The organism is Solibacillus sp. CAU 1738, from assembly GCF_039888725.1.
GTDB lineage: Bacteria > Bacillota > Bacilli > Bacillales_A > Planococcaceae > Metasolibacillus.
On sequence record NZ_JBDQQN010000011.1, the window covers coordinates 15512 to 27765 of the forward strand.

The following is a 12254-nucleotide window of genomic DNA, read 5'->3' on the forward strand; positions in this document are numbered from 1 at the left end:
TTTCATACAACGAAAAGCACTGAGTAAAATGTATTCGCGAAGATTTATGTCTAAATCGTCACACATATTTAGTTAAAAAGAGTACACTTCGCGTTTTAAAATCCCGATGTAAGGTAAGTTACGATATTTTTCTGAGTAATCTAAACCATAACCAACTACAAATCCGTCTGGTACTTCGAAGCCTACAACATCCGCATTTAATTCTACTTTACGACCAGATGGTTTATCTAAAAGCGTCACGATTTTAATCGATTTTGCTTTACGATATTTGAATAAGTCTACAAGGTAGCTTAATGTTAAACCGCTATCAATAATGTCTTCAATAATAATAACATCGCGGCCCTCTACACTTGTGTTTAAATCCTTTAAAATTTTAACTTCCCCTGAAGAAACTGTTGCGTTACCATAGCTTGAAACATCCATGAAATCTACTTCGATGTATGAATCAAAGCGTTTCATTAAATCAGTCATAAATGGCATCGCGCCTTTTAATACACCAACAGCAAGTGGAAATTTATTGTCATATTCTGCTGTTAGCTGCGCACCTAGCTCTTTAACGCGCTCTTGAATTTGTTCTTCCGTAATCATAATTTTTTCAATATCATTTTGAATCATCACCGATTCCTCCTCGAGTTGTTCAAACGCTCTATTCAGTTAAACGCGTAATGAGTACATAATCGTCATCCGCACGCCGCTGTTTAGAAAATTTGTTATTTACACGCACACCGAGTACGGCCAGTATGTCATCTTCCTCATTGACAAGTAGCGGCCATATATCACGCTTTACTAAAGGAATCTTGTCATCAATAAATAATCGTGACAATCGTTTGTCATGCTCCATACCTGCAAGTTTGATACGGTCTCCCTGTTTCCTCGTACGGACATAGAGAGGAAACTTTACCTTGCTTGCATTAAAGTAATAGCAATCACCATCTAGCGGTTCGCAACATGGTCCGACGAATACATCCACATTGGCGTACTTATTCCATTTATTTAGAACAAGTGTGTAAGGTGCTTCAACTAAAGCTTGCTGCGCAGGACCAAACGTCACAACACCATATTCCCGTCTCGCTATGAACTGGGCGGGCAAATGAATTGTTGCAGTGCCGTTTTTTGTCTCAAATAAGGTGAAAATAGATGAAATCAATGACTGACTATGAAGTGTGCTTAAATCGTTATAAATATAGTTTAATAGTATTAAAATGAGCCTTCTTTGTAAAGCAAGTGGTTCCTTTTGATAAGCACATATTTCCACTGAGTATAAATTTTCTCCCTTTTTATTCACAATACGGTGAAAAGCCTGCTGTGCGAGCTCCATTAAATAATCATTATCTTGTTGTAATTGCATCGATAATTGTGATGCGTGTAGTGCAACATGTTTATTTTCTTCGACTAAAAGTGGAATCATATGATGACGAAAACGATTACGTGTGTAACTATCCTTCGTATTACTTACATCTTCTCGATAGGAACCGCCTTTATGTTCTAAATATTGCCCTATTTCAAGTTTTGTAACCTGTAAAAATGGTCGAATTAACATGCCGCGCGAAAAATTTCTACATGCGCGCATTCCTAGTATGCCATTAATCGTCGATGCCTTCGTAATCCCCATTAACATGGTTTCCAATTGATCGTCCGCATGATGTGCTGTAGCGAGCTTAGTAAAGTGTCCCTCTTTCATTACTTCGTCAAAAAAACGATAGCGCTCCCTGCGACAAATTGCTTGGGTATTGCCTCCTTCATCCTCTAATATTGTTGGAATAGAGATAGCCGTACTATAAACTTTAATGTCCCTTTTCATGCAAAATGTTTCTACGAATGCTCGGTCTTGTGCGGAAACATTTCCTCGAAGCATATGGTCGACATGTACCACTGCAAGCTCAATTTGTAAGTAATCTTTTGCAGCATCAAAAAAATGCAGAAGTGCCATCGAATCAACGCCACCAGAACAAGCGATGAGAAGACGGTCTCCTGCTATTAATAATTGTTGCTTTTTTATTTGGCGTAAGACACGTTCTTCAAATGGTTCCACCTTCCCACCTCCACTATTTCATTGTTACGGTTGTCCACTTTGGAATGACATGTTGCATGATAAAGCCAATCATCGTACAATCATCCTCTATTGTATAGCGACGTTTAAATTGTTCCATTACATCATACAATAACACATCTATCGGCATTTTTTCTGTAATTCGCTGTTTTATTAAATCCAGAAAATATGTTTCCTGCTCATCCCAATTAGCTGTACTTGAAAATAGCCCATCCGACACCATAAAAATAGCATCATCTGCGCGTAGTTTAATTTTTTGTGTTTCCACTGTAAACTGTGGCATGAAGCCAACTGGTGCACTTACACCATCAATTTTCAAGACTGTTTGCCCACGTACGATATACGTAGACATCCCACCCGCCTTCCAAGACCAAAGTGTACCTGTTTGTAAATCAACAAGTGCAAAATCAATCGTCGCATACATATCCATCTCGCGCTTCAAAGACATTACATAGTGCATCGTATGCATTGCCGTTTCTGGATTCATATTGTAGTGCAGACATTCGCGCATCATGCGAATGAGGCGTCTGCTCTCACGCTCTGCTTCCTTATTTTGCCCCATACCGTCTGACAGCATAATAGCCGTCAATCCTGCATGCAGCGGGAAAATAGCATGAGAATCTCCAGAACTAAGTGCTAGTTCCTTCGCCTGACTATAGCTATTATACGCAAGCTCATAGCGCACAGCCGAACGGAAACGTACTTGCATATGGACAAACGGCTCTTGCTTCATTTCATAATGCTCAATAAAGAGCGGCTCCTGCCAAAGCTCATAAAAAATCGGTAATATTAGGCGATCGCACAGTTGCAGCATATCGTATTCGCTGCTGTTTTTCGGCGTGAGTAAGCAAACGATTTCACGTTCTCCTGGCTTACTATGCAATATATCAATTTGAAAACACGGCACATAAGCACGTTTTAGCTCCATCATCAACTCTTCCTCCACCGATTGGAAGGAAAGCGCCTCCTCCTTTATTTCAGTCATTAACAATTCTAAATGGCGACTTAAATCGCGTAATTGTAAAGCAATCATTTTTTTGCCGTGATAAAATTGACCATTCATTTGTTCTTGGTAAAGTTGTAGCTCAAGCTCCTCTAATAATTTTGAGGATTTTACACATTTTTGTTTTAATCGGTCTTCTGCACGAAGTAGGTCTGATGATTTAGTTGCCGTTTTTGCAACTAACCACGTTTCAATTGTTGGAGCTATTTCTGCATTACTCCAGCAGCGGTCATAACGGAAACAGCTCATACACGTTGCAAGGGGTTCAATTTTTCTTGTTTGGACATTGTCATTCGTAAAACGATCAAAAACAAGCTCTTTCATAAAATCAACAAACTGTTGAAATTGCGTCAAATTTTCAGTCGCATGCTCTGTCATCCATTCTTGCCTTTTTAACAGCACTTCATCACGCTTTGGATAAAATAAATCATGCATCGTTAAAAATAACTTTTCAGGCAGTACTAAAAATACAACCGCTGCCATTATAATAGAAAAAAAGTAAACAATATCAAGTGGTAACGTTGCATCATAAAAAAAGAATATCACGCTTGGGGCAATGCTACTAAGCGCGATCCCTATTCGGCCAAGTCGTACAAAGCTACCAGCTGCAACCCCAGTAACGGCATACAGAGCAAGCATACCTGTAAATGATAATTCTGCTACACCGATTAATGTTCCGACAATTGTCGCTGTCATCGCAGCAATTGGCACTCCACCAACCCGCGCTGCTACACAGATAACGAGATGCAACATAAAAATTGTCAGCGAAAGTGAATAAACTACGACGGATTGCATTCCACCAAGCAAAGTTGCAAGTACAATAAAACCTGCGCCAATACGCTCATACGACCAATCTGCTTGCCAAAAACGGTGGGGGCGAACAAAAAACAATTGCATAAACAATGTCATGAGCACCGCAAGTAATACTTCATATCCAACATAAAGACCAACTAGAAATGGCGGAACACTACCATAGGAAATAGTTTGCCAAATAATTTGTACAAATAAAATGGATACACCTACTGCAATTGCAGCGGGCATTTTATAAAAACGAAAACGGCAAAATAGTTCAAACACGATAAGCTCTAAGCATAATATAACAGCTTGTCCAAGTCCGAACGACAGTGCCCCTAAAATACCTCCTAATATAACAGCTGAACGCATATTGTCATAGCGTAGCCGTACAATTGCCCAAAAAGGTAATAAAAACGGCAATGTAGCCTCAAAAAATACAGCTTGTGCAAAAAAATAAGCGAGTAAGAAAAAGACCACCTGTAAACTGTAGACGACTTTTTTTCGCTTTATATGCTCTTTCGTCGTTTGCCAAGTAGATGGGGCCTCGATTATTTCAATACGAGTCATGCAGTCATCTCCTCTATCTTTTTCGTCATTATATAAAAGTGCAACAGTAAAATTTGTCTGTTCATATAGTGGAGGAGAAAAAATGTTTCGACGAATTCTAATCTGATTTCCTATTAAGTTATGAAATTTGGTAATTTATGATTTAATTTTCCATTCCTGCTATGCTATTTTTAAGTGTATATGTAAATTTGGGTGACTTTTATCATTTTTTTGTTTTTAGGCTGTTGACATAGCACTCTTTCGCTTGTATTATAGGTTTTGTTGTTAAATTTGGCTGCCTAGCTCAGCTGGCTAGAGCATTCGGTTCATACCCGAAAGGTCGTGGGTTCGACTCCCTCGGCAGCCACCAACGGCCCGTTGGTCAAGTGGTTAAGACACCGCCCTTTCACGGCGGTAACACGGGTTCGAATCCCGTACGGGTCATACTAAAACCAGCACAGTTCCAAAGCGGACTGTGCTGGTTTTTTTTGGCAATTTATAAACCTTCTCTTACACCGCATTAAATCCATCATACATATGTATAAAATAACCATATTTCACACCATCTAAATTCCACTTCTTTTAACAAACTACTATAAGAGTTCATATATTTACGAGACAGTTTGTTTCTTCACAACCCCTAAATCCCTTCCTTGCCTATCAATTAAAGTTAAATAAATGTAAGTGATTTTTCATAAGTAAATGTTGTGAAAGATGGAAAATGTATTGCTTTGATTTATAATAGGTGTAAATACCATATTGGAGGCATTAATATCGTGACTCAAAATTTTACATATTTAATGATTCTTTGCACAGCAAGTATGCTCTTGATTATAGGGGGAGTATTACTCGTAAATTTACCTGTTATTATGCAAATTTTAATGATTTTAGTCGGATTAGTCGGAGGAATTGTTTGTTTTATTACGTTAATACGCATATTAGTAAAACATAATAATGAAAATGATTTAAATAAATAAAACTCGCTTTAAAATAAATCGATTTGCAGCCTTTACTTATGTAGTTTACCTTAGTAGATTTTTGCATAGAAACTCTTTAATATTATTTGATTTTTTCAAAAACGATGTATTTTCTTTCTCCTGTCTACACAAAAAAAAGATGTGACTCAACAATGAAGTCACATCTTTTTCACCTTACAATCTATATTACACTTTTTCTACGCCTGAAAACAGCCAGTAAACTAACCTCTTCTAGCTCCACGGCCGCCTCGTTTAGATTCAGTTGCACGTTTTAACGTTGTAAGACGCTCGTCGCTATCTTTTAAGAAACGTGCCATTTTTTGCTCGAAATTTTCTTTCGGTTGACGATCATTACGTTCATTTGAACGATTGTCGCGACGTGGACGCTGCGGACGCTCTGGTCGCTCTGGTTGAGGCTTTGCTTTACGAATTGAAAGACCGATCTTTCCATCCGCTTCAACATTCATCACTTTTACTTCAACTTCATCTCCAACTTTAAGATGTTCATTGATGTCTTTAACATAGTTGTCTGCCACTTCACTGATGTGTACTAAACCCGTTTTGCCGTCTGGCAGCTCAACGAATGCTCCAAAATTTGTGATTCCTGTTACTTTACCTTGTACTTTGCTGCCTACTTCAATTGACATAAAAAAAATGCTCCTCCTTAAAAATTAAGCGACTTTTAAAGTCATGTACTCAAATATAATGAAACTCTTTTGAATAAGTTTCTCTTCTATTATAGCTAACATCATAGCAGTGTCAACAACACGCTCCTTTAAAATGCATGAATATGCGCCTCTTTTTTGTACACTTCCGCAAAAAAAGGCCAATCCATTTTAATCAAGGATTTGCCTACTTTGTTAGTCTTCTTGCTCATCTTTTGCTTTTTCTTCTTTCGGAATTGTGAAGATAATTTCTCCTTCCTCCGACATAAAGTATTCCTTACGCGCTAGTTTGGCGATATAGTCATCATCCTCTAGCTTCGTAATTTGCAAGTTGAGCATTTCTTGTGTTTCTTTTACGTTTTCGAGTTCAGCTATAACAGTCTCTTTCTTTTGTTCTTTGACAGCTAGTCTTTCGTTCTGTTTCATTACCATTGTTGATAACAATACGATGACCACACTTGCCACAGCAAAGAAAGCTAACATTCTACGTCTACGGCGAATTATTTGCTGTTTTGATAGTTTTCCATTTGCTTTAGTCGCATTGGAACGGACATAGTCATTTTCTAACGTTTGTACAGTATTAGTATTTCGTTCTCCCTGCTTATGACGCTTTGCCATTCCGTTCACCTCACAATAATTGAATAGTACAAATATTATACGTTTAATTTATTGTTTTTTAAAGCGCTTTCGGATAAAAGTTGTGTACAATTTTGTAATTGGTGTAAATAGTAGTTTAATTATGTTTACACAAAAACGGAAAAGAAACAGGACGATACGAAAGACAACATGTCCGATAAACAAAAAAGGCCTAATAAATATAATTACTAATACTCGTCCTACGAAACGGAAAAATCGTCCAAAAATCATTTCGTATGCAAAAATTCCAGCTAGTTGAAATAGCGGATCCACCGCACGCCATTGTCCACCTTTAATTAAATACAAAAAATAAAATGTACACACTCCAAGGAATAGCCAAGCGATAATTTCAAAAATAGGTGTGATTTTTCGGAGCCAAAGCTTTTTCGGTAACGTATTAATAATCGTACGAGCGCAATCAATAACACAGCCGACAACTATGCCGCTTAAGAACATTACGACTGCGCTCACTAATTGCGCTGAAATCGTCATCCGAACAATTTATGGATAAAGCCTTTTGTAGAACTATCTTCTTCATCATACTGCATGAGCTTTACATTGCCTTCAAGTGTTAGGAGCCCCTTGTCCACATCTAAATGTACAATGCGCAAATCCTCGCCTCGAATAAGCAAATAGCCTTGTGAAGTTTGAATAAAAAATTCTTCTTGATCAAAACGTTCAATTGCCTTTACAGATGTCATATCCATTCTTTTTCGATTACGGATCGACACTAAATGATCGCCTGACGGAATTGTATAACGGTTACTTTCTTGATGCAATGTCATGTCCATCTCCCTCCTCCTACACTCTGTTCACTTTATGCAGCAAATAAAAAAAGCATGACAACTAATTTGCCATGCTTGCAATAAAAATATATTTACGCCTATTTATCCACTACATGTTTTAGAAATCCCACGAAAGAATAGCTCATCCTGGACAAGATTATCAAAACCAAATAGTGTATACTTTGGTAAATTTATAAGATTACTCTTCGTCGTCAATAAATTCGGGCTCAACTTTTTCAAGTCGCTCTTCTTTTACGATAGTAAACATCTTTGTAGCCTCTTCTTTACGGACATTTTCTCGTAATTCTTCCACACGCGCTGTCACAATTTTTTGCCCAAAGCGAATTGCTAATTCATCACCCACTTTTACAGTGCTACTTGCTTTCGCTATTTTTCCGTTAATAGTAATACGGCCTTGTACTGCTACTTCTTTTGCTAAAGTACGACGCTTAATGAAACGTGATACTTTTAAAAATTTATCTAATCGCATATTATTCACCCTTTTCTAATTTTTTCGCTTCATCCCAGAAGGCATCTAGTTCCTCTAATGAGAAATCATTGAACGCTTTACCGCTTGCTTTCACTTGCTGCTCCACATAGCTGAAACGACGCGCAAACTTTGCATTAGCATGCAGCATTGCCTCTTCCGGAGAAATTTTATAGAAGCGAGCAATATTCACAAGCGTAAACAATACATCCCCAAATTCATCAACCCTTGATGCGTCTGAGCCATTTGTAATTTCTTCACGGAACTCTTGCCATTCTTCAGTAAATTTATCCCACGCATCTTCAGCATTTGGCCAATCAAAGCCAACAGTTGCCGCCTTTTTCTGGTAGTTAAAAGATGTTTGAAGCGCTGACTCTGGACGGTATTCGGTACTTAATAATGTACCTTCCACTTCCCCTTTTTCCTCACGTTTAATGGCTTCCCAGTTAGCAACAACCGCATCTGCATCTTCTACTAATACATTCCCGAATACATGCGGATGGCGGCGAATCATTTTTTCGTTAATGGATGCAAGCACTTCTTCTAAATTGAAATAGCCATTATCTTCTCCAATTTGCGCATGGAGGAAAACTTGTAGTAGTACATCGCCTAACTCTTCAATCATCGCAAAATCATCTTCTGCATCGACTGCCGCTAAAAATTCATGTGCTTCTTCTAGCAAATATTTTTTTAACGATTCATGCGTTTGCTTTTGATCCCACGGGCAACCGTTTGGACCACGAAGCGTTGCAATAATACGACGGAAAGTTGTCCAGTCACGCAGTGCATCCTCATCCGATTCAACAGGTGGTACATAAACAGTCGTTAAATTATTCAATTCTGCGGCGTGGTCAAGCTCATATAGTGGAACCGTGACAAGTTTTTCCTGAGATGAACCAGCTGCTGTGACAATTGTTACTGGATAATCATCACGATATTTTTCCATGAGCGTTAATTTCACTTCCGAAGCGCTAAATGTATCGTACACTTGCGCAATTAAAATATGTTGGCGCATATTAATATCGTGCATCGACATACTTGTCCCATCTAGTAACTGAAATCCTTCGATTGGATCAATTTTTAATGCACCAAAAATGGGATCAAGGAAGCTTTGTCCGCCTTCGATTTTTAAATTAATTTCTCCTTTGAGAGATGCGGCAATTAAATGCTGCACTGTTTGCTCAGCAACAAGCGGATGACCTGGCACCGCATACATAATAGGCTCCGATTTCACTGCTTCGATTAGTAAGCTAGCAATTTCCTCATATACTGGTTGAAACGCATCGTGCTTTTCATACACCTTATCAAAGCTTTGAAATATCACGCCTTCTGTTGCTAAATCCGCTAGCACTGGATGGTCGACCGTTCGTACGTAAAGCTTTGTTGCCGCTTTTAGTTTTTTGTAAACCCCCATTTGCAGCTGATCGAAATCTGCTGCACCTAGACCGATAACTGTTAATTCGTTCATTTCTTTTCCTACTTTCTTTTATTCAACCATAATTGGTACAGTGCCATTCTGCGCCCAAATGGAATTAAAAACCACTCTTTTTCTTTCAATACACGCTTTTTCGCTATAATAGTAATAAATGTCGAAGCACCGACCATAATTAATACACCACTCATAATAGCTGCATATGTCCGACCGCTAATGCCACTTAGAACAACGTCTAATAGCACAGCACTGACACCTACAGCGAGTACCATTGCGATACTTGCTAATGCGACATGTTTATAAAAAACAAAAGGCGCTAACACAAGTTTTGCGGTGCGTTTTACATATAGCATAAGTAAAATAGCACTAACGAACAAACCCGTATTACTAGCTACAGCTACACCAGTTACACCGAATTGTGGAATTAGCATAATATTACCGAAACATTTCAATAAAAATCCAGTAATAATTATTAGCGCTGGTACTTTTAGTTTACTATAGCCTTGTAAAATGGCTGTAAAAGTTAAAATAATAGATAACGGCACTATTTGTACAACATATAACATTAATACACCCGATAAATCTTGAGAGGTAAACAACATTTCATTGACATACGGCATGACAACAATTAATCCGAGTGCCGCCGCTACACCGAATAATAGAGCTGTACGATATGTTAGCTGAATAAATGGGATAGCACCTCGGCCACTTGTTTTTGCTTTTTGAGCAATAAGTGGCACTATAGCAAGGGCTAAAGACGATGCGATAACAATCCCTAGCTGTACGAGCGGTTGGCCACGATCGTATATCCCTTTTTCCACCATCGCATCTGCTGCTGACACCCCATTTTCGACAAGCATTGTGTATACAGTAAATGAATCGACTAGCTGGAACCCTAGCAACATTAAACTACTTAAACTAACACTTATACTAAACAGGGTAATATCTTTAATAATTACCCACTTTTTTATTGTTGGCACAGTACGACTCTTGCACTTAATGGTGCGCATGAAAAATAACAAAAGGATTACGCCTGCTATTTCCCCAACGACCGTTCCGAGCACCGCCATATTTCCGGCAGCATACACAGATTTAGATGTCACCATAACAATTACTGTACCCACTAAAATAATCATCACACGAATTAGTTGTTCAAATACTTGCGCATACGCAACATACTCCATCTGGCCCTTTGATTGAAAGACGCCTTTTAACAGTGCAAGCGTCGGCATACAGAGTGTCACAAAAGCACCCGTTTGAAGTAGTGGTGCAAGTTGCATATCTCCCATCCACCCAGCTAATGTATTTGCGCCAAAAAACAACAAACTAAAAAAGAGCAGCGATAATATCGTTAAAAACGAAAAAATAACGCGAGAAATCGCTCGTTTCACGTCCTTGTCGTCCGTATCTGCCAACACCTTTGAAATGGCTACGGCAAATCCACCTGACGTCCAAACGACAAAAAAAGAAATAAACGGATACACTTGCTGGTATACGTAAAATCCTTCATCGCCAACTAAATTTTGAAAGGGTACACGGTAAACTGCGCTCAGTACTTTTACAATAAGCGCCGCAACAGTAAGTAGTAACGCGCCTTTCATATATTTTTTCATACCATAACTTTCAGCAGACATATAATAACCCTTCCTAACCTATGCAATGTCATCAGTATATCACTAAAACGTATTGCATAATGAAAGGGATTCGCTATTATACGAATCCCTTGAAAGTAATATTATGTTTTCTAGCATATACTAATGTTGCATTTGTTTTGCTAAAAATGTTGCGCCCATTTCAGCTGATTTTTGTTCCACTTCACCAATAAAATGTGCTTTCGAAAATAAATAAATCGCACCAATGACATCACCATTACTTAATATCGGTACTACACAATACGATTTTACTTGCTCGTATTGCCCTGGCACAATTTCAAGCACTGACTCCATTTTTTCAACCGTTACATTGCGGGATTTCATACAGTCTTCTGCAAAAACCGATAGTCTTCGATTAACATACTCTTTTTTCGATACACCTGCCACAGCAATTACTTCATCGCGGTCACTTAATAATGCTGGCGTACCAAATGTCTCATATAGTGATTCTACATATTCTTGTGCAAACTCACCTAAATCATTAATAGGCGAATACTTTTTTAGAATAACCTCGCCTTCACGGTCTGTGTAAATTTCAAGCGGATCGCCTTCGCGAATTCGCATAGTACGGCGAATTTCTTTCGGGATTACAACACGCCCTAAATCATCAATACGTCTTACAATTCCTGTAGCTTTCATAATAAATGCCTCACTTTCAAAGAAGTAAAACTACTTTCCTATAGTATGGTGTTAAACGGCAAAATGTATGCAATCAGTATAGATAAAATAATAATTTGTATAACAATTTTAAAATAAATAGTCATTTTTCCGCTTCATTTAGAATATATTAAATCATCTATCATTATTATGTTTCCACAAAAACATTTAACTAGTCATCTCTATAAATTTCACATTAGGGAAATAAAATTACCGATTAAAATGTTGGAGGTGCTACTTGTGAGAGTAAATGCGATTTCACACACGCCAGACGCATATAAGCAAAGTCAATTTTATGCCGGAACACATTTAGTTCCGTATGAAATTTCTTTACAACGAGCGCAAGTCATTACCGAAGTAGAAAAAGGTATTTTTACACGCTACTTAGAAAAAGCAAACGGACAACGTGATATGCTAACAACTTCATCAACGAAGGAAAAGGTCTTTTTAGCACAACGCAACGAACACCGTGACCGAGAAGAATTGATGCAACGTTTAAACTATAAGAATGGGGTACATTTTAGTGTTACAAATAAAATTCACTTCCAAGAACCTATATAAAAAATAAA

The 12254-nt window shown here is 38.1% G+C and carries 13 protein-coding genes and 2 tRNA genes; 4 read left to right on the plus strand and 11 right to left on the minus strand.

Annotated features, from left to right (window positions below; translation table 11 throughout):
• Positions 1 to 72 precede the first annotated feature (72 nt).
• From hpt to AAFN87_RS19165, 3 genes are read right to left on the minus strand one after another with little or no spacing between them, the layout of a single operon-like run.
• A complete protein-coding gene (gene hpt / locus AAFN87_RS19155) occupies positions 73 to 615 on the minus strand; it encodes a hypoxanthine phosphoribosyltransferase (RefSeq protein WP_347792667.1) in 543 nt (180 codons plus the stop codon).
• Positions 616 to 646: 31 nt separating this feature from the next.
• Positions 647 to 2032, minus strand: a complete 1386-nt coding sequence (tilS, locus tag AAFN87_RS19160) for a tRNA lysidine(34) synthetase TilS (protein WP_347792668.1) — start codon at positions 2030 to 2032, stop codon at positions 647 to 649.
• Positions 2033 to 2045: 13 nt separating this feature from the next.
• On the minus strand, positions 2046 to 4415 hold the full coding sequence (locus AAFN87_RS19165) for a SpoIIE family protein phosphatase (RefSeq protein WP_347792669.1): 2370 nt from the start codon (positions 4413 to 4415) through the stop codon (positions 2046 to 2048).
• A 272-nt stretch (positions 4416 to 4687) separates the two neighbouring features.
• Between AAFN87_RS19165 and AAFN87_RS19170 the strand changes: the two genes are divergently transcribed.
• From AAFN87_RS19170 to AAFN87_RS19180, 3 genes are all read left to right on the plus strand, one after another.
• Positions 4688 to 4764, plus strand: a tRNA-Met gene (locus AAFN87_RS19170).
• Positions 4765 to 4766: 2 nt separating this feature from the next.
• Positions 4767 to 4838 (plus strand) — tRNA-Glu (locus AAFN87_RS19175).
• A 332-nt stretch (positions 4839 to 5170) separates the two neighbouring features.
• Positions 5171 to 5371, plus strand: a complete 201-nt coding sequence (locus AAFN87_RS19180) for a sodium:potassium antiporter (protein ID WP_347792670.1) — start codon at positions 5171 to 5173, stop codon at positions 5369 to 5371.
• 221 nt (positions 5372 to 5592) lie between these two features.
• On the opposite strand, the gene AAFN87_RS19185 is transcribed toward AAFN87_RS19180, so the two are convergent.
• The 8 genes from AAFN87_RS19185 to spoVT form a co-directional block, all read right to left on the minus strand.
• On the minus strand, positions 5593 to 6018 hold the full coding sequence (locus AAFN87_RS19185) for a S1 domain-containing RNA-binding protein (RefSeq protein ID WP_347792671.1): 426 nt from the start codon (positions 6016 to 6018) through the stop codon (positions 5593 to 5595).
• Between the two features lie 213 nt (positions 6019 to 6231).
• The gene (locus AAFN87_RS19190) at positions 6232 to 6654 is read right to left on the minus strand and encodes an FtsB family cell division protein (protein ID WP_347792672.1); all 423 of its coding nucleotides are present in this window, start codon (positions 6652 to 6654) and stop codon (positions 6232 to 6234) included.
• Between the two features lie 48 nt (positions 6655 to 6702).
• A complete protein-coding gene (gene yabQ, locus AAFN87_RS19195; RefSeq protein ID WP_347792673.1) occupies positions 6703 to 7164 on the minus strand; it encodes a spore cortex biosynthesis protein YabQ in 462 nt (153 codons plus the stop codon).
• Positions 7161 to 7457, minus strand: coding sequence for a sporulation protein YabP (gene yabP / locus AAFN87_RS19200; RefSeq protein WP_347792674.1), 297 nt, complete (start codon positions 7455 to 7457; stop codon positions 7161 to 7163). The genes yabQ and yabP overlap by 4 nt, the downstream gene beginning before the upstream one ends.
• Before the next feature lie 199 nt (positions 7458 to 7656).
• On the minus strand, positions 7657 to 7947 hold the full coding sequence (locus AAFN87_RS19205) for an RNA-binding S4 domain-containing protein (protein WP_347792675.1): 291 nt from the start codon (positions 7945 to 7947) through the stop codon (positions 7657 to 7659).
• A 1-nt stretch (position 7948) separates the two neighbouring features.
• The gene (yabN, locus tag AAFN87_RS19210) at positions 7949 to 9412 is read right to left on the minus strand and encodes a bifunctional methyltransferase/pyrophosphohydrolase YabN (RefSeq protein WP_347792676.1); all 1464 of its coding nucleotides are present in this window, start codon (positions 9410 to 9412) and stop codon (positions 7949 to 7951) included.
• A gap of 8 nt (positions 9413 to 9420) precedes the next feature.
• Positions 9421 to 11010: a putative polysaccharide biosynthesis protein gene (locus AAFN87_RS19215; protein WP_347792677.1), complete on the minus strand. Its 1590-nt coding sequence runs from the start codon at positions 11008 to 11010 to the stop codon at positions 9421 to 9423.
• 120 nt (positions 11011 to 11130) lie between these two features.
• Positions 11131 to 11667: a stage V sporulation protein T gene (gene spoVT, locus AAFN87_RS19220; protein WP_347792678.1), complete on the minus strand. Its 537-nt coding sequence runs from the start codon at positions 11665 to 11667 to the stop codon at positions 11131 to 11133.
• 258 nt (positions 11668 to 11925) lie between these two features.
• Here spoVT and AAFN87_RS19225 point away from each other — a divergent pair, with 258 nt between their 5' ends.
• Positions 11926 to 12246 (plus strand): hypothetical protein, encoded by a 321-nt coding sequence (locus AAFN87_RS19225; protein WP_347792679.1) that lies wholly within the window; start codon positions 11926 to 11928, stop codon positions 12244 to 12246.
• The last annotated feature ends 8 nt before the right edge of the window (positions 12247 to 12254 follow it).